Source organism: Amycolatopsis suaedae, from assembly GCF_004214935.1.
Taxonomy (GTDB): Bacteria; Actinomycetota; Actinomycetes; order Mycobacteriales; family Pseudonocardiaceae; genus Amycolatopsis; species Amycolatopsis suaedae.
The window spans coordinates 163,600-189,578 of record NZ_SFCC01000013.1 but is presented as its reverse complement, the minus strand read 5'-3'; the positions used below and the strand labels follow the sequence as shown (position 1 = coordinate 189,578).

The window sequence follows — 25,979 nt, the reverse complement described above, 5'->3', positions numbered from 1 at the left end:
GGTACCGTCGACTTCAAGACGGATCGACGGGGAGGGCGCATGGTTGTTCGAACGATCGCACTGGACGATCTCCGGGAGTTGCTCCCGGACTTCGCGCGGCACCTGCGGTCGCAGAACAAGTCGCGCAACACCATCGACAGCTACACCGTGGTGGCGGAAGAGTTCATCGCCTTCCTGATCGCACAGGGCATGCCCACCGCCGCGAGCGCGACAACGCGTGAGCACGTCGAGCACTACCTCGTCCACCTCCAGGAGCGCCCGCACAAGCGCACGGGCAAGCCGCTGGCTCCGGCGACGGTGGCCAAGCACTACCGCAGCCTGCAGCAGCTGTACCGCTGGCTGGAGGAGGTCGAGGGCGAGGTGACCGTCAATCCGTTCGCCAAGTTGTCCCCACCGGCGGTGCCGGAACAGCCGGTTCCGGTGTTGACCGAAGGCCAATTGAGGGATCTGCTGGCGACGGCGAAGGGCCGGACGTTCGAGAACCTGCGCGACACCGCGATCATCCGCCTGTTCATCGACTCCGGCTCCCGTTGCGGCGAACTCGCCCCGCTCACGGTGGACGACCTGGACTTCGAGGTCGACGTAGCCCGGGTAATGGGCAAGGGCCGCAGAGCGCGCGACGTGCCCTTCGGTGCGAGGACCGGGGAGGCGCTGCGCCGGTATCTGCGAGCCAGAGCCCGCCACGCAGCTGCTGACACGACCGATGCTCTGTGGATCGGCCGCAAGGGTCCGCTCACCGAGTGGGGCATCCGGCACATGCTCACCCGCCGTGCCGCCGACGCGGACGTTCCCGACGTCCACCCGCACCTGTTCCGCCATACGTTCGCCCACCGCTGGCTCGCCGACGGCGGGCAGGAACAGGACCTCATGCGCCTGGCCGGCTGGCGGTCGCGCGAGATGATCGCCCGTTACGGTGCCTCCGCTGCCGACGAGCGAGCTCGCGCCGCTCACCGTCGAGCCGCACTCGGTGACCGCCTGTAGTGGCTCTTTGGCGATCTCGCCGGCCGTTGTTAGCGTTGATCCAGTCCTCCCCGACGTTGACAGGGGAGGACTACGACATGCCAGGTGGCTCGCGCAGGCTCACGCCGGAGCAGAGGTCCTCACTCGCCAGACTCGCCGCCTACACGTCGTGGGCGAATACCGTCGATCGCGCCGAGCGAACGCGGCGCGCCCGGGAAGCGGCGGCCACTCGTTTCGAGCGGCAGGTGGACCCGCGAAATGAACTCGACCCGACCACTCGCCGTCAACGAGCCGAGTCGGCACGCCGCGCGCACTTCCAGCGGATGGCCTACCTGAGCTCACTGGCTCGTCGCCGAAAAAGGCAATCTTCCAAGCGCAACACGGCTTCAGGTCGTTGAGGCGTCAGATCTCCGTCCGATAACGGCGGTTCTTGTGTTGTTCCCGAGCTAATGCGCGGCGTTGCTGTCGTGACAGCTGGTAGCCTTCGGACTTTGGTGACGGTGCGGTGCCCTCGGTAAGAGTCGTGGGCGACGTCGGCGCCCGCTGAGACGCGGCTTCGTGGAGGTTGCGCACGGCCCTTGCCAAATCGTGAAGCTCGCCGGGACGGCGCGCGAGCATGTCCGGTCTGTAGCGAACTTTCCGCTCCAGTTGCTTGAGGAGCGGGAGCCAGTCGGCGACCAGTTGCGGAGTCACGGACACCCGCCGTTCTCGCTCGATGACGCGCTCGCGCACGACGACCTCGCGGACCATCGTCGGCACTGGCTCCGGCTCGCCGAGCCGTTGTGCGGCTCGGCGTAACTCCCAGGCGCGGCTACGGCACGTGTGGCTGCAGTACCGCGGCCGTCTGCCGGTGCCCCGGTAGTGAACGGTCGTCCCGCACACCGAGCAGTCGATGCTGACCAGTCGCGTGTGGACACGTGCCTTATCAACCACGTTGATCACCCTCCCCGGTGCTCTCCAACCGACGGTACGTCAGTGGCGATCAACTTCCCACCGAGCGCTTGCCTGACTCAGCGTTTCGTCACAACGCTTCCCGGTTCAGACGATCTGCAAGAAGTGCTCCGTGTGATGTGGGTGATTGGTATGGGGTGGGGCGTGGTGGTGTGTGTGCGTGAGGTTGTTGTGGTGCCCAGAAGGTGGGTGATAGTGGGCGTGAAGGTGATGTGTGGGGCGTGAGGTGGATTGGCGAGGAGTGAAGGTCCCCGTGGTCCGACCTCGTGCTGGCGACCTGGCTACCGTGCCGCGTCGTCGGCCGCCATCCTCTCTGCCTCGGCAAGCGCGAGTGCCCACGGGTACTGGTCGATCACCGTGTCACCGGTTCGCGGCGGGTGGGGTTCGAACTCGCCGGGGCCGAGGAGGACGCGGACCCCGGCGAGGCGCAGTTCTTCGACGGCGCGCCTGAACGGCCGGTTGTTGGCCAGTCCCTGGTTCACGAATGGGAGCACGACGATGGGCACGCCCATGCCGTTGAGTTCGGCGAGCTGAGTAGTGACGTAGGTGTCGGCGATCCCGGCGGCGAACTTGTTGATCGTGTTGTACGTGGCAGGTGCGACGACGACCGCGTCGGCCTTGGGAAGGTTGGCGTCACCCGGCTTGCGGTGACCGGTGCGCACCGGGTGGCCGGTCAGCTCGGTGAGCGCGGGCAGGTCCAGGAAGTGTTCGACGGCTGCGGGTGTGGCGATGCTGTGCACACTCCATCCGGCTTCCTGGGCGAGGCGCACGAGCCGGTCGACATGGCGTGCCGGACCCGCGCCGGTGATGACGACGTAGAGGACACGTTGGCTCACGCCTCGACTCCCGCTCGTTCGGCCATCGTCCGGACGACACGGGCGTCCCCGCCTCGTGTGTTGTTCCGCAGCCTGCGGAGCAGGCCGTGCGCGAGCGGGCGGCAGCGGACTTCTTCGGGCGCGACGCGTTCGGCTTCGCTCAAGGTGCGGACCGCGGTCTTGAAGTCGCCGGTGATCGTGTTCGCCTCGGTGAGGTCAAGGAGGTAGTTCGACCGACGCTCAGCCGAGAGCGCGGCCACCTCTGTCTGGTCGACGCGCCTGGCGTACTCCAGCGCGCGGCCACCCTCGTGCAACCGGACGAGCGAGGCCACCCGGTGGATGTCGACGTTGGCCTGACCGAAGAACGTGTGATGCCTGTCGTGCCCCGGTTCAAGCCGTCGTGCTGCTGCCGTGGCCTCCTCATGCATGGACAACGCCAGCGCCTGGTCTCCTTCCTGGGCGGCGGCGATCGACGCGGCCAGGAACAACATGCCGTGCAACGCCAGCAGGTGGCTCGACTGCCGTGCGACGTCGGGCCGCATTCGGTCGGCCATCCCGAGCAGTGTCTCGATCGCCTGCGGGCGCTGGCCGCTGTCCGTCATCGCGCGGGCGACACTCCGGGTCGCCCGCGCGAGTGCCCATGTGTCGTCGGCGGTCAGCGCCGTCTGCATCGCTCTGTCTGCGGCCAGCCAGGCGATGTGGTTGGTCCCGAACTTCAGCAACATCGACGAGGCGAGTCGGTAGCCGGTGACGAGAACCCGCTGGGCTTCGAGCTGGTGTTCAGCCGGTAGTTCGGAGACGGCGAGCTGGGCGGAGGTCACCAGGCCGGGCAGGTGCTGGGCGACGACGGTAAACCGTGACGCGGCCCAGGCATGCTCCAGGTGCATGGCACGCCGACTCAGCTCGGCAATGCCCGGGACGGTCGCGTCCGGTGAGATTCGAAGAGTTGGGTAGGTCCCGAGCGCGGCGCGGATCGCGCGAACTTCGGCCGCGTCGACACACTGTGTCGCCCGTTGCGCGGCCGGCTCGTCGAGGAGGGCCGGCGGGTCGACGCCGAGGGCCTCGGCTACTCGTTCGAGCAGGGGCAGTCGTAACAGACTGCGTTCGCCGGACTCGATCTTGTCCAGCCACGACACTGACCGGCCGACTAAGTCCGCGAAGTGTTTGCGGTCGAACCCGCGTCGGAGCCGCCAGTAGCGCACCCGCCTACCGACCGCTCTGGCCTGCTCGTCCATGTCGTTCTCACCTGCCCCGGTCGCCACACCCAGCCTAACGGAACAGTGAGTCACACATTTTGTACAGCTTGTAGCCTGACGAGCGTCCTACCGTCCTGAACAGGCCAGACCCACTAGTCGCCTGGCCAGGAACGGAGCCCGGTCACGTGAACCCTCAGACACTCGTCGCTGACCTGCTCGCCGTCCATTCGGATGCCATTCGCCGCTGTCGTGACCGGCGGACGTGTGCCGCGACACTTCGCAGACTGAGCCGAGAACTGGCAGATGCAGCGTCCGAACTGGTGGATGAACCGGTAACCGATACGTCGGCAGGGATCGCGCTGACGATCGGCTGGCCAGGTGTCTTCGGCAGCGCCGCGCTACATGATCCGACCGAGGAGAGTCTGGCAGCCAGGAGAGCGGATCCCCGACGGTTGGCGCGGGGCACGTGCGGCGAGCCCTGCTACCCGCGAGAACCTGCTGACCGGCGGTCACGTGCTTGGTGTCCCGTGTGCTTTCCCGGCACGACGCGATGCTCCGTCTGTCCCTTCCCTCGTCGCTCGGCATGACCGGCAGATTTGCACCAACGAAGGAGCCAAACCCGATGGGGTACGCCGAGAACAAGCACGTCTTCCGGCTGAAGGTCGACGAGGAGCTGAGGGACTCTTTCGAAGCCGCCTGCCTGAGCTTGTCGATGCACCCGCTGGCCGTGCTGCGGTCGTTCGTCCGGTGGTACTGCCGGGTTCCTGACTGCCCTCTGCCCGAGCGGCCGGGTGACGGGCCGTTGGAGTTGATCGAGGCCGCGCAGGCAGCACATCGCTCGCAGCTCACGCTGGCGCGCGTAATGGCCCAGCTGGAACTGCTGCGCGTTGACCTAGACCGGATCGATGCGTCGCCTGTACAACGGCAGGCAACCCGACCGTTCGCTAAGTCTAAGGAACTTCCGCCGCTGAGGCGTCATTAATACTTAGGTGTCGCTAGCCGCTGCCAATCACTGTTAGGTCGGTCACGTATTTCACTGCGGCAATCCGGGCCATTTTGAGCTGCATCTCAAGCAACTGAAGGCGCAGTGTGTCTTGACTGACGAGGCCGTTATCAATATCCTGCGACAGTTTGAAGTACAGTTCCCGTCTCATATTGGGTTGTACAACCACCACTTCGGTTACCCCTTTGGATCGGGTTGCCTTTAGTTTATCGAGAAAACTTCGTCGTCGATCCTTAATGCGTTCTCCGTCGAGCCAGCAAGCTGGCTCCGCGAGCTTCGTGCTCGCCAGCCGGTGTGCTAGCCTCTCTTTGTCGAGGTACAACATGTTCTTCTGTGCTTGGCCGAGTACGACGTCGTAGTCGGTGACCTTCACGCCCCGGTGGTCTGACTTATTAGTTGAAGCCTTCACATGAAATACGCGCAACAGATTTTCGTGGTCGATATGGAAAAAGTCAGCAGCCTCCCCTGAGCTGTCATCGCAAATGAGCCAGCCCTCGTTGCAGTAGTCAACCACCCAAGCGAACAGTGAATCATCACCTGGTTTGGCGATTCCATCGTGAATTGTTCCTGTTGATTGCGACCTTTCTGGCTTTTCTTTGGTGATGTCAAATCCAGTGAAGTCCTCCCAAGCCCAGCCTGGGAACGGCGTCGGCGTGAAGTCTTGTTTCCAGAGTCGGCCCGACGAGTACTTATGGCCTGAGGCGAAATAGACCTCGAGTAGTTGGCCGTTGTTTAAAGCGGTGCAAATCTCGCGAGCTGAGGGCAAAGGCTCGCGGGCGCTGCGGTCGAACCCGACGTCAAGTTCAAACCGGTCATCAAGTCGATTGAGGCTCGCGGCTAATTGGCCGCCCACCACCCCGTTGGTTCCGACATCGAGCTTGAATTTGGTTCCTTTCGCCCCTTCCTGGACGTTGAGAAAAGAGTCTTGGAGCAATGTTGCGGCATTCTCCAGTTCCTCGCCGCCGCGCAACGACTCCGGCAACGCTTCCAGGTCTACTGGGATTACTTCGTATGCTTCGGAGACACCGGTAAGGTCGAACACCTCGCGAGCAGTGACGGGGAAGGCGGAGAAGCCCGTTGGTTTCTTGTTCACCTCTGCGATGATGTCTAGAATCTCGCCCATTGTAAGGACATAGGTTTGAAAGTCAGGGGAGTCCTTGAACCAGATTTGCGAGTTGCTGATTGTTACACCGATCTTGCCCTTGAGGTAGACGATCTCGGGGTCGTCTGGCATCGCGCAGCGGGCCGCATCCCAAGCAAAGAACCCGTCCTCTACCGGGTCGAGAGCAACTCCGACATCGTCGCCGCCCACCGCTTTACTGGCTGGCCGGAGGGCACTTCGGCGTTGTATTGAGCGCATCCAAATGTTCTTCGCAGCCCCTTGCATAAAAGCTTCTTCAAGGATGCTTGACCCAAGGCGGCGTAGTGGTGGCCGCGGCACCGTGTCCAACTGCCTCTGGAGGCGGTCGAGCACATTACGCTCCGCGCGCACCGCAATTAGCTCTTCCCGGCGAAGGGCCACCGTAAGTTCATGTGACACATTCACGTAGTCTGAAGTCGCCAAGGCCCAGCCTGGCCGGCCCTGCTGCCGCTTAACGCAGCCGAACAATTGATCGACCTGTAGTGATTCCAAATCGCCCAGACCGGGAATGACACCGTTACTAGCTGCAGTCAGTTCACTTTCGGCCACAGTCCATACGTTCGCGCCTTGGCGAGCCCTTCCTGGCTTTTTCAGAAGCCGAACGAGGGCGCCAAACGCATGAGTAGGGTTGCCAGCGCACTGGAGCACGATGACCGACATGAACGGCTTCAGATCGCCCCATTGCACCTCGCCGAGTGCGTCATCAGGTTTGCTCGTCATGTTCTGTCACCACCATGGCAAGACGTAGGACGGCACGGTGTCGTTCAATCAGGCGACATGTAGGTCTGTTATCGAGCGGTTCTCTTGTGACTCACTGCAACAGCGTGACACAAGCGAAAGATCAACTTAAGTAGCTCACGCTCAGTAGTAATGATTACGTGACAATGGGCTGTCGTGGCATCAAGCAGGGAAAACAGGCCAGAAATTGACTACTTCATGTCATGTTCGCCGCGGTGGTGATCCACTTTGGCAAGGTAGAACGATGCCGACGGGCCGACGATCGCTACACTGTGTTGCCTTCGCGAGTCCGCAATGCGCGGGGGCACGTGTCGGCTGACGGAGTCCGTGGTTCGAGTCGAGGGTTCTGCGGCGGTAGGTGCCACGGGAGATGGCGAGTCAAGGGTGTCGTTGTCGACGAGTCGGCCTGTTGTCAGAGGGTCGACCTCTGGGGGGCCGTGACGCAAAGTCGCCAGGGCGGTTGCTGTGACGTACGACACTCGAGCTCTTGACCTGCGTTTTTGCGTGAGGCCATCGAGCTAAGTCTGGCCCGTGGGGTATCGGTGCGGCCCCAAACCGGAAGCGACTTTGAAGGCCAAGGGATTCGGCGGCAGATGTTCCTCGGCGGGCTGGGTTTGCGCAGGTCGGCACAGTGTTGAAGATCTACTCCCTCATAATCCCTTGGCCGCGGGTTCGAGCCCCGCCCGCCCCACCCAGTCTGATCAGGCAAACCTCCCCACAAGAGCACGCCTTCGGGCCTTGTCCATGGTTCTGTCCATTGACCGGCGGTCGGCGCAGCCACCGTGGAACCGGGTGTCGCGTCAGGGCATCCGCGCGTGATCGGTGGGCGACGTCGGCTTGGCGGCCTTGACGTCGGTTGGGGAGGTTGGCTTCGGCGCATGCATTTCAGTGGGATTGGCCAGTTCGTGGGACGGGAGCAGAACCGTTACCGCCACGACGCCGGCGACTGTGCTGAGTGCGATGGCCACGGCGCCCACGACCCGTGCGACGTTGCTCAAGTGATCTCCTTGGTCGAGCCCTGGGTGACCCCGGCCGAGGACACCTCGGTCACGCTATCGAGACCACGTTGCAGGAACCTTGCACGCCGCTGGTAGTCCGTGGTTTCGTCCCCGCATGACACCTGGTGGAATTTCACCGCCCGCCGAGGGCGCTGGACAGCGCTGCCCAGGCCTCCGGGGTACGGGAGGGAGTGCGTCGGGCGATGACGAAGCGCCAGCACAGGCCGAACAGGCGGCGCAAATCCAGCCACGGCTGCAATCGCGACACATCTGGTGAGTCCGGGTAGGCAGCGAGGGCGGCGACGCCGTCCGGCCGCATGGTGTGCACCACGGTCGCCATGTCGTATTCGACCGGCCCAAGCCAGGTGTCTTCGAAGTCGATCCAGCGCAAGCCTTCCGGCGTGACCAGCAGGTTGCCGGGGTGGGCGTCGCCGTGCAGCGCCTGCCGGGGCGGATCCAGTCCGTCGAGCATCGCCGTCACCCGGTCCGCCTCCGCGCGCAGCCTCGGAACCGCGGATGACCACTCGGGATCCGCCGCGAGCTGCCCGATGATCCGCTCCACTTCCGTCAACGGGCCGTTCGCGGGCAGATCACCCGGGTAGTCACGCAGCACCGCGTGCAGCTCGGCCAGTGAGCGGCCCACCAGAGCCGGCTCGGGCAGCGCGGACGGGTCGTGCTCTACGTACCGCCACAGCGTCACCGGTAGATCATCGACGAGATGAGGTCCGGCCGGCGGGTCGGAACAGGGCGGCACCACTGGGGCACCGCGCTCAGCGAGGAACGTGCACAGTGCCACGTCCCTGGCCAGTGCGGCGGTGGGGGCTGGCCTGGTCAGAGCCGTCGTGCCGGGCACTCGTGCCACCACGTTGCCCAGCCGGACCAGGACGTTCGACTTCTCCGCCAGCACCACCGGTTCAGCCGCGGGCAGGCCGAACCGGACGGCGGCCTCCACCGCGGCCGCCACGGCCCGGGTGGTCGTTCCCCCATCCATGGGAGTGATCTTGCCACCTGCGCCCACCCCGTCGACGGGCTACTACGGGCTTGCTGCAACGACCTTGCGACAACCTTGAACTTGCCCCGATGTCACGTCATACCTTCTCGTCGCCCGGAATCCTTCCTCTGGCGGACTCGCGGCTCGCCGGTCACCTGGTTGTCTTCGGGTCATGTTCACTCGTCGCCGGATCGCTGTGCTGGCAGCGCTGATGTCGCTGACCGCGTGCGCGACCCCCGCTCCCGACGCGGGACCACGCTGGACACCATGTCCGTCCGCACCCTCCCCATTGGACAGAATGGAGTGTGCCGAGGTCAGTGTTCCGCTGGACCACGCCGATCCGGGCGGCGAGAAAATCGAGATCTCGGTCTCCCGGATCCCGGCCGCCGACCGGGCGAACCGCCTCGGGTCGCTCGTGGTGATCCCCGGTGGCCCGGGCGGCGGCAGGGACCTGACGGTCCCGTTCGCGCTGGCACACCCCAGGCTGGTCGAACGCTACGACTGGATTGCCTACGACCCCCGCGGCGTCGGCGAGAGCGAACCGATCACGTGCCGTGACGAGGCAGGCGACGCGGTCGCCCGCCTGAATCCGCCACGGACGCCGGCGGACTGGGCCGCCGCCGACACCCGGATCACCCGGTTCGCCGAGGCATGCCGCGCCGGCGCGGGCCGGATGGCATCACTGGCCGGAGCCGCGAACGCGGCCCGTGACCTCGACGTCCTGCGCACCGCGCTGGGCGACGCCAAGCTCAACACGGTGGCGACCTCCTACGGCGGACAGGTCGCGGTGACCTACGCACAGCTGTTCCCCGCCTCCGTCGGCCGGATGGTGCTCAACTCGCCAGGCAACCCCACCAAGACCCACCGCCAGGTCCTGCTGGACCAGGCCGCGGGCCTCGAACGATCGCTGGCCAGCCTCGCCGACTTCTGCCTCACCCAGGACAGGTGCCGTCTCGGCACCGACCGCGCCGCCGCCCTGCGGTCGATCGACGAGTTGTTGCGGCGGCTGGAAAGCGCTCCCGCAGGTCCGCTCACCAGGGGCCTTGCCGAACTCGCCATCACCACCGCGCTACCCGCACCACCGACATGGCCCGCGCTGCTCGACGGCCTCGGCGCCGCCCTCACCGGCGACGGCACCATGCTGGCCGCGCAAGCGGAAGCACTGCTCGCCGGGGCGGGCAACTTCCTCGCCGCCAACTCCGTCATCAACTGCACCGACACCCCCGACCGCCACCGGCTCGCCGACGTCGAGACAGCAGCCAAGGAGTTCGCCGCCGTCTCACCCAGGTTCGGCGTGCGCGTCGCCACCCGCCTGCTGGAATGCTCACGATGGCCACCCGGCACAGGCCGGGTGGCGATCACCGGCACCCCCGGCGTCCCACCCGTGCTCGTGCTGGGCAACACCGGAGACCCGGAAGCACCGCTGCACTCGGTGACCCAGGTGGCCGGCCTGCTGCTCTCGGCACGGCTGCTGGTCAACCACGCCGACGGCCACGGCGCCTACGGCGAGGGCTTCGGCTGCGTCGACGCCCACACCGACCGATACCTCCTCGACGGCACACCGCCCCCTTCGGGCACCACATGCCCCTGACCGCTGGCTACGCCGGTTCGATGCACAGCCCGGCGGCGAGATAGCCCGCGAGGTCGGGCTCCTCGGGCCTGCCGAGTACGTGCCGCACCCACGCGTCGCGCTCGTGTGCGACGGCCACCAGTTCCCACACGCAGGCGGTCGGGCCGTCCGGCCCGACCCGTTCGAACCGGGTCGTTCCCAGCTCGGCCCGGAACAGCCGCTGGTAGAGGATGTCCAGCTCCCACCAGCCCATCAGCGCCCACAGCGCCTCCTCGCCCCGGTGCACCACCAGGAATGCCGCGCCGGTCTCGTTCACCGGCGGCAGCAGGCCGGCGGCGGCATCCATGGCCGCCGCCAGCTCGGCCTCCCCGGGTAACTTGTCGTCGACGGTGATGCCGATCCGCTTCACCGCCCAGCCGTCGCGGTGTGTCAGGCCCTCGGTGCGGGTCCGGCGCGGTCGGTAGGCCGCCACCGCCAGGGAGTCGGTCATGGTTTTACAGCTCCAGTCCGGTCATCAGCGACCGCCACGGTTCCACGTCACCGTGCAGCGAATCCGGGTCGGTGTCACGCACTCTGGCCAGCTCCGCGGTGAGGCGCTGGAACGGGACGATGGCCACGAACGGTCGCAGCCACGGGTCGATGTGCCCGAACCGCAGGGGCTCATCGTCGTCCCCGACCGTCCACACGCGAGCGCCGAGCCCGGCCAGCAGCTCACGTAGCGTCGCCATTCTGCCGCCGTCGTCCGTGCCGGGGGTCAGTGTCAGCACGTCCATTCCCGGCCGGAACGCCGCTGGGGTGCCGTGCAGGGCGAACTCCGTCGACATCGCCTCGGCCCACAGCCGGGTGCCCTCCTTGAGCTTCAACGCGCCCTCGGCCGCGGTGACCGCGTCCAGGTCGGACCCGACGATCAGCAGCGGCTCACTGGCCGCACACTCCTGCGCGACCTCTGTCGGCGCCGGTTGGGCGAGCGTCTGCTGGAGGATCTCCGGCACGCAGCTCAGCCTGCCTCCGAACCGGTCCGCGCCGGGCCCTGGCAGCGTGGCGACCAGCCTGGCCAGGACCGTCAGCGACGCCAGGTAGGACACGGTGAAGGTGCCCGCCGTCTCGTTCGGGCAGGTCCGCAGGACGTACTCGGCGTTCTGCTCGGGCGCGTCCGCGCCGACGACCGCGAAGGTGGTCGCGCCGGCCTGACGCGCCACGTCCAGCACCGCACGCGGGTACCGCTTGTAGCCCCGGTGGCTGATCACCACGACCTGGTCAGCGGGCCCGAGTGGGTAGCCGAGGGCCAGGTCGTGGGCGTCGACGGCGCTGGCACGCACAGCACCGCCGGTAACCAGCCAGGTCCATGCCGCCGCGATCCTCGCGGCGTGCAGCGAGGTACCGATTCCGCTGAACACCAGTGGCCGGCCGGGGTCGAGGGCCGGTGTCTTCTGCCGGAGAAGGCCGGCGACCGTATCGGCCTGGACAGCGATCTGCGAGTCGAGCGCGAAAGACATGCGGCGACCGTAGACACATACTGGTATGCACGACAGATCCACTTTCGAACTCTGGAGCAGACCACTTCATGGCTCGCCGCAGCGCCTCCCTGCCCCCGTCCGTGCTGCCGCTGGCCGGTGAGAGCGACCGGCCGCTGCGGTGGCGGTTGCATCAGGGGCTCAAGGCCGCGATCCTCGGTGGCCAGCTGGCACCGGGCACCCGCCTGCCCTCGACCAGAGCGCTCGCCGAGTCGCTCGGCGTGTCCCGCTCCACCGTCGTCGAGGCTTTCGATCAGCTGGCGGCCGAGGGCTTCCTCGACCGCAGGGCGGGATCGGGCAGCTACGTCGGCGAGCAACTCCACGCCCTGCGTCCCGCGACCACCCCGCGGCGACCCGCACCGCCGGTGCCCGACGCCGGGCGGACGACGGAGCCGCCGACGGCGTTCACGCCGTGCGAGCCGGACGGCGATCTGTTCCCGCATCAGCTGTGGGCCCGGATTCTGGCCCGGCACACCCGCCGGCGGACCACCGGCTTCGACCCGGCCGGCCTGCCCGGGCTACGACAGGCGCTCGCCTCGTACCTGACGCTGGCCCGCGGGGTGAACACCGCCCCGGACCGGATCTTCGTCGTGACCGGCGCCCAGCAGGCGATCCTTCTCGCGGCCCACGCTGTGCTCGCACGAGGCGACCGGGTCTGGTTCGAAGACCCCGGCTACCCCACCGGCCGAGCTGGGCTCGCACTCGCCGGTCTCGAACCGGTCGGCGTCCCGCTCGACGCCGACGGCCTGAACATCACCGAGGGACAACGGCTCGCACCCGATGCCCGCGCCGCGTACCTGACGCCGTCGCACCAGTACCCGACCGGCGTGGTGATGGGCCTTCGCCGCCGCCTGGAGCTGCTGAGCTGGGCCGAGCGCGCCGGCGCCTGGTTGTTCGAGGACGACTACGACAGCGAGTTCTCCTACGCCGGCAGACCGTTGCCCGCCCTGCAGGGCATCGACCGGGGCGAGTCCGTCGTCTACATCGGAACGTTCAACAAGATCACGTACCCGGGCTTCCAACTCGGTTTCGTGGTGGCCCCGCCCTCGGCGGCCGGTAGTTTCGCCGGGGTAGCCGCCGCGGCCGCGGCCACCCCGCCGGTGCCCGTGCAGTCCGCGTTCGCCGAGTTCGTCGCAGACGGCCACCTGGCCCACCACGTCACCAGAGCCCGGACCCTCTACCGGCACCGCCAGGACACCCTGATCGCCGAGCTACACGATCAGCTCGGCGACCGGGTGCGGATTCACCAGCCTGCCGTGGGCATGCACCTGATCGCCGAGCTGACCGGCTGCTCAGCCGAGGCGGTCGCCCGGCACGGCAGGCGGGCAGGTCTCGACCTGCGGCCCCTGTCGGCCTACTCGTCCGGGACGGCACGGGTGGCCGAGGCACTCGTCCTCGGCTACGGCCACCTCAGCCCGGACCAGATCAGGGAAGGCGTGCGGTCGCTCGCGGGCTGCGCCGGGCGGAGACGGCAGTAACGACGGCAACCGGGAAGGTAGGGACAACCCGAGGCCGGACACGGGTGCTGGCGGCACTGCGCCGGGTCGTCGGCGTACGACAGTGTCCCCGCATGGTAAACAACGTCAGCCGACGAGGATTCCTGGTGGCGACGTCGGCCGCTGCCGGCAGCCTCGCACTACCGGCGCCGGGTGCGGTCGCCGCGGACGACACCAGGCACCGCGGGCGGATCGACACACATCACCACGCGACTCCGCCCGCAGTACAGGAATGGGCGGTACGGCAAGGCCTTCTCCCTCCCGGCCGCGACCAGTGGCCACGCTGGGCGGACTGGGATCTCGCCGAAACGCTGGCGACAATGGACGCGAACGGGATCGCCGTGGGCGTCGCGTCGGCACCGCTGCCGACCGCGGTCGTCGAAGGTGACCCGGCGGTGGCTCGGCAGGCGGCACGGGTGATCAACGAGGCGCTCGCCGAGCTGGCCCGCGACCGGCCGACGCGATTCGGTTTCCTGGCTTACGTTCCGCTGCCGCACGTCGATGTCGCACTGTCCGAGGTGGACTACGCGTTCGACCAGCTCGGCGCGGACGGGGTGCTGATGATGAGCCATGTCGGGCAGACGCCGAAGACGGCCCGTTATCTCGGTGATCCGTCGTTCGCCCGCGTCTTCGGTGCGCTGAACGAGCGAAGGGCCGTGGTCCTCGTCCATCCGGACAACCTGCCGGGAGAACACGAACCCGTGATTCGCGGGGTGGACAACTACGTCGCCGAGTACATGGTCGCGACCACCCGCACCGCGCTGAGCCTGATGACCTCGAAGACCCTCGACCACAACCGCGATCTGTCGATCATCCTCAGCCACGGTGGCGGCTTCCTGCCCTACATCGGTGGCCGGCTCGAACTCGCGGGCAGGCTTGGCGAAGGCCCCGACGTGCGGAGTGTCCGCGCGGCGCTGAACCGGTTCTACTACGACACGGCGCAGCCGACCTCACCGTACGCCACCCCCACGCTCCTGACTGCCGTGCCGTCGACGCACCTGTTGTACGGATCGGACTGGCCCGCCGCACCGGCGAAGGAGGTCGCGGCAGCCGCCGGAGCGCTCGATCGAGATCCCCAGCTGGACCGGCGGCTGCTCGACTCGATCAACCGCCGCAACGCCCTGGCTCTCTTCCCGTCCCTTGCCTGATCCGGAATCGGCGTGATCAGCCCACCGGAGGCCGTAGCTGCGCCCAGGGGCGTTCGGCCTCCAGCTGGGCGGACAGCGCCAGGAGGGTGGTTTCGTCGTGTGGCCGGCCGACGAGTTGCACACCGATGGGGAGACCGTCACCGGTACGCCCGGCAGGCACCGCGGCGGCCGGGTTGCCCGCCAGGTTCCACAGGGTCATGAACGCCGTGTGGCGCTGCGCCCCCAGCGCGGTGGCGAACCAGCCGCGTTCGAACAGCTCACCCACCCGCAGCGCCGGGCGCGGGGTCACCGGGGTGAGCAGCACGTCGACCGTGTCGAACACGCGGTTCGCGCGCTCGGCCACGCGATCGCTGTACCGGCGGGCGGCCGAGACCATGACCTGCGGGTGCAGCCTGCCGAACGCGGCCAGCCGGCGGGTCGACGGCGACAACCGTCGCGGCTCGTCGACGGCTGCCGCGGTCACGGCGGCCGAGTGCACGTAACGGGGTGCGTAGCTGAACATGCCCGTCCGGTCGGTCAGCGGCGGCTCGATGCGGACGACGTCGTGCCCCAGCTTCTCGATCACGCGAGCCGTTTCGTGCACGGCCCGGACGACCTGCGGATCGAGGCGGCCACCGACCGGCCAGGGGCGCAGCGACACCCCGACCCGTAGCCGATCTGGTGGCGTGCCTGCCGCCTCGGCGAACGGGACGGCCGGTGGTGCCGCCGTGTGGCGGTCGCCTGGCGCCGGCCCGTGCAGCACGTCCAGCAGGAGCGCCGCGTCGGCCACGCTGCGGCTTCAGGCCGAACAGCCCCGTCGCGGCGGCCGGCATCCGGATCGACCCGCCGCCGTCGCTGCCCAGCGCCGCGGAGACGAGACCGGCCGCGACGGCTGCCGCGGCACCGCCGCTGGACCCGCCGGGCGAGTAGGCAAGCGACCAGGGATTGCGTGTCGGGCCCGCGAAAGAGGTCTGGGTGAACGGCCACAGGCACAGCTCGGGCGCCCGCGTCCGCCCCAGGATGATCGCTCCGGCCCGCCGGAGCCGGGTGACGACCTCCGCGTCGTGGTCCGCGACACGGGTGACGGCGTCGGTGCCGTTCGTCGTCGGCAGCCCGGCCAGGTCGGTCTCCTCCTTGACCGCGACCGGGATTCCCAGAAGCGGAGACCGGTCGCCTGCCGCCCGCCGCGCGTCGGCATCCTCGGCGGCCCGGCGCGCGGCATCGCCGAACACCACGCGGAACGCGTTCAGTTCGCCGTCCAGCCGCGCAATACGGTCCAAATAGGACTCAACAAGGGCGGTGGAGGTCACCTGCCCGCGCCGCAACGCCGTCAGCTGATCACGCACACCGGCGAAGCACAGGTCCATGGTCACCTACGGCAGGGGTCGGCTGGTGCCCTCACGCGGGGATTGTCTCACGCTCGGGCCGCCCGGGGCCGCGGTTCTTTCGCCGGTCGGCCCCGTCCGCTTGGATAGCGGGTGAGCCGCCACGGCGGCGACGGTCTCGGCCCGAGCGGAGGACATGTGACTATCGAAGGCCCTGTGGTGCGCGGCGGTTCCGTCTACGTGCCGGTCGACGTCGAAGGCCGGCAGGTCTACGTCGAGGCTGCTGTGGTCGGTGGCGGAGAGGACGAGGAGGTCGCCGCCCGGCTGCTGGTGTTCCGCGAGTTCACCGAGGCCGTGGGGTCGGTGACCAAATCCGTCACGGATGCCGTGCTGAGCGGCCTGGGCACGGTGAAACCGGACAAGGTCGCCGTCGAGTTCGGCTGCGAACTCGGGATCGAGAGCGGCAAGCTGACCGCGATCCTGGCCAAGGGCACCGCGAAGGCCACGGTCAAGGTCTCCCTGGAAGAGCGGCCGCGGCCAGAGCTGCGCGCTGCCCGGACAACGTGACCCCCTCGGTTCGGCCGAAGGTACACAGTCCGGTCGGTGACTCGCGTTGTCAAGCCGCGACATACTTGCCCGGTGCTCAGAATCTCGGACCCTGCCGCGCTCGAGGCGTGGCTCGGCGAGCGCAACGGCTTCGAGGACGGGCACCTGGCACGGGCCGAGCGGTCGCCCGGGGGCGCGGTCACGCTCGTCCTGGAGAACTACCTGCGGTTCGGTCCGCGCCCCGGGGACGTCTCGGTGGTCGAGGTGGTCCGGCTGGTCGCGGACGAGGTGACCGTGGAACACGTGGTGACCGAACGACGGGTGACCGAGCCGTGGGTGAGCGACGAGTTCACCGTCGTGACCGGCGCCGCGCACGACGCCCGGTTCTGGACCGACGGGGCGAGCCGGGCGCTGGGAACTCCGGTCGTCTGGCGGATTCTCGGCGGCCGGGAGCCGCGCGAGGCCGGGGCGAGTGCCGACGGCTGTTTCCTGCAGACCCTGTCCCGGTTGCCGTCCACCGACCACGGTGTGTTCTGCGCGCGGTGGTCCGGCGGCAGGTACACCACGTTGCGCCGCTATGGATCGCCGCCGAGTTCGGCAGGCTCCGGTCGGGCAACTGTGTTTTCGACTCGGCTGACTGGCTGACTTTCCTTGACACGGGCGAGTTTCCGCCCGGTGAGCGGCTGCGGGGCGAACTGGCCGCGGAGGCGTAGGACCATTCGGCCTACTTTCGAACCGTGCGGCCGTTCTTTCGTTGACTCGAAACGAAAGGGTCCATAGATTTCATCTGGACCTCACAGAGGTGCGTCCCCGCCGTCCCCACTAGGAGCACCGATGCTTCTCGCTGCCCGCAGACGCCTGCGCCGTTCCGCCGTCGCCGCGATCGCGCTGTCCACCGCGCTGGCCGGGCTGGCACCGGCGCAGGCGGCCGCCGACATCCCGCCCCAGGAACCGGGTGTCACCCTGCGCGTGTTCGACCTGCAGACCGACCTGGCGAAGCTCTGCGTGATCAAGTCGGGCCAGACGCCCAACGTGGACAAGCTGATGCCGGTGATCGACTGGAGCGCCACGAGCGACTTCGGTGTCGCCGACCGGTTCGTGTCCGAGGTGACCGCCAACCTCAACATCGCCACCGCGGGCCGGTACGAGTTCCGGCTCACCAGCGACGACGGGTCCCGGCTGCGCCTGGACGACAAGGTCGTGATCAACCACGACGGGCTGCACGGGGCGACGCCCGCGACGGGGGCGGCCGAACTCGGCACGGGATACCACGCGTTGCGGATCGACCACTTCGACAACGGCGGGGGTCAGCAGGTCACCCTGGAGTGGCGGCCGCCGGGTGCCGCGGGCTTCACGCTCGTGCCGAACTCGGTGCTCAGCACCGATGCCGACGTCGTGCGGGTCACCTCGCCGGGCCGCAAGGAGTGCGAAGCGTCCACCGACTCGCCGGGGGACGGCCTGCCGCTGGCCGGGGTGCACCCCGGTCTCACCCTGACCGACCTGCGGCCCGAGGGCTTCGAACCGCAGGTCACCGGGATGGAGTGGCTGCGCGGCGGGCGGCTGGCCATCACCACGTGGGGCGGCTCCGAGCAGGTGGCGGGCGAGGTCTGGGTGCTGGGCAACGTCCTGAGCACCACCGACTCGTCGAAGGTGACCCGCCAGCGCATCGCCAGCGGGCTGAAGGAACCGATGGGGATCAAGGAGGTCGACGGCAAGCTGTACGTGTCGGAGAAGACCCGGCTCGTCGAGCTGAACGACACCGACGGCGACGGCGTGACCGACGACTACCGCACCGTCGCCACCTGGCCCTACGGCGGCAACTTCCACGAGTTCGCGTTCGGCCTGCTGTACCGGGACGGATTCTTCTACGCCAACCTGTCGGTGTCGATCAATCGCGGTGGCGCGACGACCGACCCGCAGCCGGCGCCCAACCGCGGGACCACGATCAAGATCAACAAGGCGACCGGTGAGGTGTCCTACATCGCCGGCGGCCTGCGCACGCCGAACGGCATCGGCTGGGGACCGGAGAACGACCTGTTCGTCACCGACAACCAGGGCGGCTGGCTCCCGGCCAACAAACTGGTGCGGGTCAAGCAGGACCGGTTCTTCAACCACTACACCAACCCGGCCGGCCCGTTCGACTCCGAGCCGGTGACCGCGCCCGTGCTGTGGTTGCCGCACAACGAGATCGCCAACTCGCCGAGCAACCCGGTCATGCTCGCGCGTGGTCCGTTCGCCGGGCAGCTGGTGTACGGCGACGTGACCTACGGTGGTCTGCAGCGGGCCTATCTGGAGAAGGTCAACGGCGAGTACCAGGGCGCGGTGTTCCGGATGACCCAGGGGCTGGAGTCCGGTGTCAGCCGGATCAGCATCGGGCCCGACGGCGCCATCTACACCGGCGGCATCGGCGGCGGTGGCAACTGGGGCCAGCCCGGCAAGCTCAACCACGGCCTGCAGAAACTGACCCCGAACAGTGCCGCGTTCTTCGACATCCGCGCGATGCGGGCCGTCGAGGGCGGATTCGAACTGGAGTACACCCAGCCGGTGTCCGCCGAGACCGCGCGGAACCTGGCGGCCCGGTACCAGGTCCAGCAGTGGCGGTATCACCCCACCGCCGCCTACGGCGGTCCGAAGATCGACGAGCAGACGCTCGCGGTGAGTTCCGCGGAGCTGTCCGCCGACCGCACGAAGGTCACCCTGAAGCTGGCCGGGCTGCGGGCCGGCCACGTGGTGCACGTCCGTTCGCCCCGCCCGTTCACCTCGCAGGCCGGCACGCCGCTGTGGAGCACCGAGGCGTGGTACACGCTCAACTCCCTGGTCGGCGGCCCGCCGGCGGGTACGACGTACGAGGCCGAGCGGGCCGCCCTCAGCGGCGGCGCCGGGGTGGCCACTGACCACAGCGGTTACACCGGCACCGGTTTCGTCGACGGCTACGGCACCCAGGGCGCCGGCACGGCCTTCACGGTGACCGTGCCCAAGGCCGGGAACTACAACGCCGGCCTGCGGTTCTCCAACGGCCCCAACCCGCCGGGGATGGGAACCAAGTCGGTGAGCGTCCACGTCAACGGCACGAAGGTCCGGCAGATCAGGCTGGCCAGTACCGGCAACTGGGACACCTGGGCGACCCAGCCGGAAACCCTCCAGCTCGCCGCGGGCGAGAACACGATCACCTACCGCCACGACGAGGGCGACACCGGCCACGTCAACCTCGACAACCTCACCGTCACCGAGGCCCAGCGGATCCAGCTGTTCGACGGCACCGGCCTCGACGCCTGGGAGAAACGCACCGGCGGCCCGGCGACCTGGCCCGTCGCGGACGGCTCGATGGAGTCGCTCGGCGGTGACATCCGCACCAGGAAGCAGTTCGGCGACTTCCGGATGCACGTCGAGTGGTACGAGCCGCACTACCCGCCGGAGGTGACCGGGCAGGCCAGGGGCAACAGTGGCGTCTACATCCAGGAACGCTACGAGGTCCAGGTGCTGGAATCGTTCGGTGACACCACGCCCGCGAACAACGAGGCGGGCGCCATCTACCTGAAGAAGGCGCCGGACGCCAACGCCGCGGCACCGCCGGGGACCTGGCAGACCTACGACATCACGTTCCGCGCCGCACGGTTCGACGGCGCGGGCAACAAGACCGACAACGCCAGGGTCACCGTGGTGTGGAACGGCGTCGTGGTGCACGACGACGTCGCCATCGACGGCCCGACCGGCGCGGGCAATCCGGAGAACCCGAACCCGGGCGCCATCCGGCTGCAGGACCACGGTGATCCGGGCGAGAATCCGAGGTTCCGCAACATCTGGATCGAGCCCATCGCCTGACACTGGCGAAAAAGTAGAACGTGTTCTAACGTGGCCCTACGGATCACCGACGTGAGGAGCGTGGGGTGCGGTATGGCGTCGTGTTGTTCACCAGCGACCGCGGCATCACCCCCTCGGCCGCCGCCAGGGCGGCCGAGGAGGCGGGCTTCGCCTCGTTCGCCGTCCCCGAGCACACGCACATCCCGGTCCGGCGGGACGCGGCGCATCCGGGCACCGGCACCGGTGAGCTGCCCGACGACCGCTACCTGCGCACGCTCGACCCGTGGGTCGCGCTGGCGACGGCCGCGTCGGTGACCGAGCGGATCACCTTGTGCACCGCCGTCGCCCTGCCGACCGAGCACGACCCGATCGCACTGGCCAAGACCATCGCGACCCTGGATCACCTGTCCGGCGGCCGAGTCAAGCTGGGCGCGGGATTCGGCTGGAACACCGACGAGCTGGCCGATCACGGCGTGCCGGGCAACCGGCGCCGGACCGCGCTGCGCGAGTACCTGGCCGCCATGCGTGCACTGTGGACACAGGAGGAAGCCAGCTACGACGGCGAGTTCGTCCGCTTCGGGCCGAGCTGGGCATGGCCGAAACCCGGGCCGATCCCGGTGGTCCTCGGCGCGGGCGGCACCGACCGCAACCTGGCCTGGATCGCACGGCACGCCGACGGCTGGATGACCACGCCGGCCGACCGCGACATCGGCGAGCGGGCCCGGCAGCTGCGCAAGCTCTGGGACGAGGCGGGCCGCGACGGCACGCCGGAGGTGATCGCCCTGGCCGGTAAACCGAAGCCGGACCTGCTGGCCGAGTGGGCCGAGGCCGGGGTGACCGAGGTCCTCTTCGGACTGCCGGACGCACCGGCGGACGTCGTCACCGGCTACCTCGGCAAGCTCGCCGGGACCGTCGGCGTCACGCCTGGTTGAGGGCATCGACGGCCAGCAGCGCCGCACCGAGCTGGACGCGGGCCAGGGTGCGCAGCGGAATGGTCTCGCCCGGCGCGAACTCATGCGCCCGCGCATGCCAGTCGTCGAACAGGCGCGAAAGCCGGGCGTGCTCGGTACGGATCGCGGGGGTGGCGTTGCCCGCCGCCAGTTCCGCGTCGAGCTGACGCAGCAGCATTCCAGCCAGTCGCAGGCGGAACAGGTGTACTCGCTGCCGGCTGCTGAACAGTTCGGCGACGGTGGCGATTCGATCATGTCCTGGCGCGGCGACGGCCAGTTCCTCGACCGAGTCGAGGACGGTGAGGGTGTCGGCCACCGCGCGGCCGAACGGGGAGGGCACGACCAGGCCGGATTCGACCGCGGCCAGCGACGCCGTGACGATGCCCGCCAACTCCCGGTGCTCTTCGGCCTCGGCGGCGGCGACGGCGCCGCGGGTGATTCCGGCCGGTGCCTGGTCGGCGATCCTGGGATCGGTCCAGTACGGCACCTCGGTCACCAGGTGAAGCGCGCCGTAGGTAGCGGCGTAGTCGGCGCTGCCGGCACCGGCGCCGACGCCCGCGGCCAGGACGCTGCCGGCCGTGGTCTCGTACACAGCGGGCGCCATGAGCCTCGCGCCGGGCAGTTCGGGCTCGCCGTGGTGCAGTGGGATGCCTTCCGCCGTGGCGAGGTCGGCGAGCCGCCCGGCCAGTCCGGAAACGTCCCGGCTGAGGTAGTAGAAGCAGCCGTTGAACTCTCCGTTGTGCAGTGAGTACACGAATGCGGGCCGTGTCGCGTCGATGAGCCGCATCAGGGCCTGGGTCTCCGGGAGGCACCGGTCGAAGACGTAGTCCTCGGTGAACAGCGGGAAGGTCCACTCCACCTGCTCGGCCATCGCGGGACGATAGAAGTGACGGCTGTAGGTGTAGCGGTCACCAGGCCGGCGATACCAGGTCTCGTTGAGCCGGGCGCCGTCCGGATCGGCGCAGGGCAGCAGGTGCCAGCGGAAGCCGGACCGGTCGCGCAGGGTGGCGTCCTCGCACAGGAGCTGGGCCAGCACGCTGACGGTGAGCGCGCCGACCGGCTCGTTGGGGTGCGGACCGCCGATGATCACCGCGTCCCGCGATCCGGAACCGACGGTGATGACCCGCAACGGCTCGCCGAGCCGCGATGTGCCGATCCGGCGCAGGGTGACAAGGTCCGGATAGGTGGCGGCCAGTTCGTCGAGCTCGGCGTGCATCCGGTCGACCGAAGGGAACCGGTCGTGTTCGGGTACCCGGTCCAGCAGTGCCTGGACGTCCATGATCGACCTCGCTCAGATAGTCACCGTTATTCAGATAATGACGACTATACTGATTCTCATGCGCGTCAGTCGTTCGGAACAGCAGGAGCGCAACCGCCGGGCGTTGGTGGTGTCGGCCCGGAGGATGCTCGCCGCCGCCGGACCGTCGGTGACACTGGAGGCGATCGCGGACGACGCGGGCCTCACGACCGGCGCCGTCTATTCGATCTTCGGCAGCAAGCAGAAGCTTTTCGCCGCCGCGGTCGAGGACCAGTTCGCCGGGCAGATCGACATCGTGCGCGAGGTGTCCGCGACCGACCTGGACCTGCCCGGCGTGCTGGTGGCGTACGCCCGGCGGTTCCAGGCACTGGCCAGTGCCGCTGGGCCGGTGGCCTGCCGCACCGAGCTGTCCGAGATGTTGCTGCTGGTCGAGGACGACGACTTCCGGCTGCACTGCCGGGAGCTCAAACGTCAGGAACTGCAACGGCTCACCCGGATGCTGACCGGGCGGGTGATTCCGCATACCCGGCCTCGCCGCCGCACCACGGCCGAGCAGGCCGGGCAGCTGGCGGCGGCGTTGCGTGCCGTGCTGAGCGGGTTCGCCGTACAGGCGTACCTCGACGGTGGAACGCGGGACTGCGAGGTCGCCGAGAAGGCGTGTGCCGCCCTGGCCCGAATGGTCGGCTGACGCCTCAGCGGTGCGCACGGCTCCAGAGGGCCGTCCAGCCGCCCTTGCCGAGCAGCGCGGCCGGGACGAGCAGGCCGCGGCCGCCGAACGACTCCACCGGCGCGCCCAGTTCGGCCGCCGCCGGCAGCGCCCGCTGCCAGGGGCCGTCCTCGTCGAGCAGGTCCGTGGCGGGAAAGCCGGGAACCGTCGTGGACCCGGGACGCACCAGCCGCACCTCGCCGTCCACAGTGGACTCGCCGCAGGTCCGGGCGATCAGCACGGCACACAGCAGCTCGGGCGACGGCCTGCGGGCCACCGAGCGGATCAGCACGTCCTCGCCGACGAGCGTGCCCATGGCCGCGCGGACGGCCCGCGCCACCACGTCCATGGCATAGGCAGGGGCGATCTCCGGGCGGCGCACCAGGGCACTCAGCGTCCGGGGCAGCGGCGCGCCGCCGGTCAGCGTGGTGAGCCGGTCGTACTCGCGCAGCGCCGGGTCGAGGGCGCCGACCGCGGTGGCGAGCGGCCGGACGCCGGTGGCCCGCCAGAGGGTCGCCGCGGCGAGGCCGTTGCCCAGCGCCGTGCGCAGCAGTTCGGCGTGCCGGGACTGGCCGAGCCGCTTCAGCGCGATCACCGCCGCCTCCGGTTCGAAGTCGCCGAGTCCGCGCGCCAGCGTCGCGTAGGCCCGGCGGGCGGCCGCGGTCCTCGCCAGTGCCCGTTCGACCTCGGTGGTCAGCGCGCCGACGAGCTTCACCGGCAGGCGTGGAGCCGACCGCGAACCGCCACGTGCGCGCACCGGCGGCACGGGCACGGCGGGCGGGGGCTCGGGTGGCCTCGGCGGCGCCAGGCTGGTGACCCAGCGCCGCACCGGCTTCTCGAGCGCCGGCTGCAGGGTGTTGTTGAACCGCGCGAGCAGCTCGTAGACCTGCCAGCCCGCCGTGCGCCGCCGGATGTCGAGGTTGGCGACGATGCGGCCGTCGCCGTCGCGTAACGCCATCAGCACGCACTCACCTCGATGGGCCCGCTCGGCGTACCACTCCTGGCCGATGCAGTTGCCCATGTACGCCGACCAGCCTGCCAGCTGACGCGGGTCGCGGCCCACCTCGACGGTGAGCGTGGTGCCGGGGACGGGCTTGCCGTCCATGGCGGCCAACTCCGCGGGGACGGGGAAGGCGGCGACGCTCGCCTCGGTGGCCGCGGCGGCCGCGGCGACCCCGTCGGCCAGCTCGGCCCAGCCACGGCAGCGCGGCGGCGGTGTCACGCCGAACGCGACCAGCTGGGCGACCTCCGCGATCGCCAGCGGCACCGAGTCGGCACGCAGGCGGTCGGGCTCGGTGTCCGTCAGGTGGTAGGTCAGCCACGGGTTGGGCTGCTCGTGGCGCACGCCGGCGGTCTCGCGCCCGTGGAACGGCGCCAGCGCGTCGGCGAGGTCGGCGTACCAGAGCAGGTCGTGTGGCTGCTCGGCCGCGGCGGGGTCGGCGGCCAGCCGCTGGGCGAGTGTCTCCTTCGGACCGTCGGTGTGGGCGTCGCGCAACGGCGGCTGCTCCCAGCTGCCCGGTGCCCTGCCGTAACCCGCCACGCGACGCCACTCGTCCAGCCCGGCGACCCGCCACGGTTTGCAGGTGTCCCAGCAGTTGTGCAGCGGCTGCTCCTCGAGGTTGCGCAGGCTCGTGGCCACCTGGTCGAACACGACGACGCCGTAGTTGCGGGCCATCCCGGCCCGCTCCCGGACGTAGACCTCGGTCTTCGCGGTGAACGTCCGCCCCGGGCGCAACGGGCCCAGCAGGTCGGCGACATAGCAGCCCGGCCGCGCCGGATGGCTGTACTCGCCCTGCTTGCGGCGGGCCGCCGCGGACCGCTCCTTGCCGCTGAGGAAGGTGGCGGCCGCGGCCAGTTCGTCGTAGTGCCGGTGCGCGGCGGCCGTCAGCCCCTCGTCGGACAGTGTTCTGGCGAACCGCAGCAACGCGGTCGCCGCGATGGCGTCGTGCACCAGCCGCCTCAGCTCCCGCGCGGCCCACCACCGCGGCGGCCGCCAGCGGGCCGCGGTGGCCAGTGGCGGATCGTTGTCGACCTCCAGGTGCAGCTGACGCAGGATCGGCTCGTCGAAGTGGTCCCGGAAGCGCACGCGGAGCCGGTCGATCCGGTCGGACCGGACCTGGGTCGACGGCAGCGCGGCGAGCCGCTTGCGGTCCCGCAGCCGCGTGCAGACGTGCTCCCACAGGCTGACGATCAGCGCCAGCCGCCTCGGCCGCGGATACCGGGTCAGCACCGCGGCCAGGTGCCCGGCCAGCGTCGACGCCGTGCCCCGCGGGAACGGGTCGATCCCGTCCGGGGCACGCAGGCCGAGGACCTCCTCCAGCTGCTCAGGGCCCAGCAGATCCGACGCCGCCGAGGCCAGTTGCAGCGCCGCCCAGCGTTCCTCGTCGATCGCCGTGTTCGCCGCGGCGCCCACCCGCTTGGTCGCCGACAGCCCGAACAGCGACACGAGGACGCTGGCCCGGTCGCCTGCGCGGTGGGCCTCCCGCGTGCCGAGGTGCCGCAGCGCGGCGAGCACGGCGTCGCGCCGGTCGCCGTGGGCACCGGCCAGGCGGGCCGAGACGAACCCGCCGCCGAGGTCGACGCCCGCGCCAGCGGCGACGTCGGTTCCGCCGTGCACCAGCAGGGTCAGCTGCCGGACGGCTTCCCGCAGCTCGGCGGGCCCGGCGTCGTGCGGGCCGAGCACGACCGGCGCGCCGGCGGGGCCGGTCCGGTCGTCGGCGGGGCGCGCGGCACCGCCCGGGGCGGCCAGCCAGCAACGCAGCCCCGGTCCGGTGGTCACCCCGAAGGCCAGTCGCACGGACACGCTGACGATTATCCGGACGCCCGCCACCGATTTGCCCCGCTACTGCATTCGGGTTCGAGATCAGGTGAAGGCCATCACAGGCGCGCCTTA

General features: G+C 69.2%; 20 protein-coding genes and 1 pseudogene. 10 read left to right on the top strand and 11 right to left on the bottom strand.

The genetic code is table 11. The annotated features are described in order from the left end of the window. Nucleotides 1-39: 39 nt before the first annotated feature. Nucleotides 40-981: a tyrosine-type recombinase/integrase gene (locus tag EWH70_RS25410; RefSeq protein WP_130478028.1), complete on the top strand. Its 942-nt coding sequence runs from the start codon at nucleotides 40-42 to the stop codon at nucleotides 979-981. Between the two features lie 381 nt (nucleotides 982-1,362). Here EWH70_RS25410 and EWH70_RS35575 read toward each other — a convergent pair whose 3' ends face one another. The 3 genes from EWH70_RS35575 to EWH70_RS25390 form a co-directional block, all read right to left on the bottom strand. Next, the gene (locus EWH70_RS35575; RefSeq protein ID WP_165436413.1) at nucleotides 1,363-1,710 is read right to left on the bottom strand and encodes a hypothetical protein; all 348 of its coding nucleotides are present in this window, start codon (nucleotides 1,708-1,710) and stop codon (nucleotides 1,363-1,365) included. 482 nt (nucleotides 1,711-2,192) lie between these two features. Then, a complete protein-coding gene (locus EWH70_RS25395; protein ID WP_130478025.1) occupies nucleotides 2,193-2,747 on the bottom strand; it encodes a flavoprotein in 555 nt (184 codons plus the stop codon). Further along, nucleotides 2,744-3,988, bottom strand: a complete 1,245-nt coding sequence (locus tag EWH70_RS25390) for a helix-turn-helix domain-containing protein (RefSeq protein WP_240687220.1) — start codon at nucleotides 3,986-3,988, stop codon at nucleotides 2,744-2,746. The genes EWH70_RS25395 and EWH70_RS25390 overlap by 4 nt, the downstream gene beginning before the upstream one ends. A 556-nt stretch (nucleotides 3,989-4,544) precedes the next feature. Here EWH70_RS25390 and EWH70_RS25385 point away from each other — a divergent pair. Continuing rightward, nucleotides 4,545-4,904, top strand: coding sequence for a hypothetical protein (locus tag EWH70_RS25385; protein WP_130478024.1), 360 nt, complete (start codon nucleotides 4,545-4,547; stop codon nucleotides 4,902-4,904). Between the two features lie 13 nt (nucleotides 4,905-4,917). Here EWH70_RS25385 and EWH70_RS25380 read toward each other — a convergent pair whose 3' ends face one another. From EWH70_RS25380 to EWH70_RS25370, 3 genes are all read right to left on the bottom strand, one after another. Continuing rightward, the gene (locus EWH70_RS25380; RefSeq protein ID WP_130478023.1) at nucleotides 4,918-6,786 is read right to left on the bottom strand and encodes a hypothetical protein; all 1,869 of its coding nucleotides are present in this window, start codon (nucleotides 6,784-6,786) and stop codon (nucleotides 4,918-4,920) included. 818 nt (nucleotides 6,787-7,604) lie between these two features. Beyond that, nucleotides 7,605-7,802: a hypothetical protein gene (locus EWH70_RS25375; protein WP_130478022.1), complete on the bottom strand. Its 198-nt coding sequence runs from the start codon at nucleotides 7,800-7,802 to the stop codon at nucleotides 7,605-7,607. A gap of 133 nt (nucleotides 7,803-7,935) precedes the next feature. Continuing rightward, nucleotides 7,936-8,793 carry a phosphotransferase enzyme family protein gene (locus EWH70_RS25370; protein ID WP_130478021.1) on the bottom strand — a complete coding sequence of 286 codons (858 nt, stop codon included), beginning with the start codon at nucleotides 8,791-8,793 and terminating at the stop codon, nucleotides 7,936-7,938. 298 nt (nucleotides 8,794-9,091) lie between these two features. Here EWH70_RS25370 and EWH70_RS25365 point away from each other — a divergent pair, with 298 nt between their 5' ends. Beyond that, nucleotides 9,092-10,384, top strand: a complete 1,293-nt coding sequence (locus EWH70_RS25365; protein WP_240687231.1) for an alpha/beta hydrolase — start codon at nucleotides 9,092-9,094, stop codon at nucleotides 10,382-10,384. A gap of 7 nt (nucleotides 10,385-10,391) precedes the next feature. Here the strand turns inward: EWH70_RS25365 and EWH70_RS25360 are convergent, their stop codons facing one another. Beyond that, the gene (locus EWH70_RS25360; protein ID WP_130478019.1) at nucleotides 10,392-10,853 is read right to left on the bottom strand and encodes a hypothetical protein; all 462 of its coding nucleotides are present in this window, start codon (nucleotides 10,851-10,853) and stop codon (nucleotides 10,392-10,394) included. A gap of 4 nt (nucleotides 10,854-10,857) precedes the next feature. Then, complete coding sequence (locus EWH70_RS25355) at nucleotides 10,858-11,859, bottom strand: SIS domain-containing protein (RefSeq protein WP_130478018.1); 1,002 nt, start codon at nucleotides 11,857-11,859, stop codon at nucleotides 10,858-10,860. Between the two features lie 68 nt (nucleotides 11,860-11,927). Between EWH70_RS25355 and pdxR the strand changes: the two genes are divergently transcribed. Both pdxR and EWH70_RS25345 read left to right on the top strand, forming a co-directional pair. Next, nucleotides 11,928-13,355: a MocR-like pyridoxine biosynthesis transcription factor PdxR gene (pdxR, locus tag EWH70_RS25350; RefSeq protein WP_130478017.1), complete on the top strand. Its 1,428-nt coding sequence runs from the start codon at nucleotides 11,928-11,930 to the stop codon at nucleotides 13,353-13,355. 92 nt (nucleotides 13,356-13,447) lie between these two features. Continuing rightward, nucleotides 13,448-14,521: an amidohydrolase family protein gene (locus tag EWH70_RS25345; protein WP_130478016.1), complete on the top strand. Its 1,074-nt coding sequence runs from the start codon at nucleotides 13,448-13,450 to the stop codon at nucleotides 14,519-14,521. A 16-nt stretch (nucleotides 14,522-14,537) separates the two neighbouring features. Here EWH70_RS25345 and EWH70_RS25340 read toward each other — a convergent pair. After that, nucleotides 14,538-15,867: pseudogene (locus tag EWH70_RS25340) on the bottom strand (amidase family protein). Between the two features lie 111 nt (nucleotides 15,868-15,978). On the opposite strand from EWH70_RS25340, the gene EWH70_RS25335 reads away from it, so the two are divergent. From EWH70_RS25335 to EWH70_RS25320, 4 genes are all read left to right on the top strand, one after another. Then, nucleotides 15,979-16,392, top strand: a complete 414-nt coding sequence (locus tag EWH70_RS25335; protein WP_240687219.1) for a CU044_2847 family protein — start codon at nucleotides 15,979-15,981, stop codon at nucleotides 16,390-16,392. A 72-nt stretch (nucleotides 16,393-16,464) separates the two neighbouring features. Beyond that, nucleotides 16,465-17,016: a hypothetical protein gene (locus EWH70_RS25330; protein ID WP_130478015.1), complete on the top strand. Its 552-nt coding sequence runs from the start codon at nucleotides 16,465-16,467 to the stop codon at nucleotides 17,014-17,016. Nucleotides 17,017-17,205: 189 nt separating this feature from the next. Then, the gene (locus EWH70_RS25325) at nucleotides 17,206-20,193 is read left to right on the top strand and encodes a 3-keto-alpha-glucoside-1,2-lyase-like domain-containing protein (RefSeq protein WP_130478014.1); all 2,988 of its coding nucleotides are present in this window, start codon (nucleotides 17,206-17,208) and stop codon (nucleotides 20,191-20,193) included. Nucleotides 20,194-20,258: 65 nt separating this feature from the next. Beyond that, on the top strand, nucleotides 20,259-21,104 hold the full coding sequence (locus EWH70_RS25320; protein ID WP_130478013.1) for an LLM class F420-dependent oxidoreductase: 846 nt from the start codon (nucleotides 20,259-20,261) through the stop codon (nucleotides 21,102-21,104). Here the strand turns inward: EWH70_RS25320 and EWH70_RS25315 are convergent. Then, entirely contained in the window at nucleotides 21,091-22,401 is a 1,311-nt protein-coding gene (locus EWH70_RS25315; RefSeq protein ID WP_130478012.1) for a M14 family zinc carboxypeptidase, read from the bottom strand. The genes EWH70_RS25320 and EWH70_RS25315 overlap by 14 nt on opposite strands. A 58-nt stretch (nucleotides 22,402-22,459) precedes the next feature. Here EWH70_RS25315 and EWH70_RS25310 point away from each other — a divergent pair, with 58 nt between their 5' ends. Continuing rightward, nucleotides 22,460-23,068: a TetR/AcrR family transcriptional regulator gene (locus EWH70_RS25310; protein ID WP_165436411.1), complete on the top strand. Its 609-nt coding sequence runs from the start codon at nucleotides 22,460-22,462 to the stop codon at nucleotides 23,066-23,068. A 4-nt stretch (nucleotides 23,069-23,072) separates the two neighbouring features. Here EWH70_RS25310 and EWH70_RS25305 read toward each other — a convergent pair whose 3' ends face one another. Next, entirely contained in the window at nucleotides 23,073-25,889 is a 2,817-nt protein-coding gene (locus tag EWH70_RS25305) for a hypothetical protein (protein ID WP_130478010.1), read from the bottom strand. Nucleotides 25,890-25,979 lie beyond the last annotated feature (90 nt).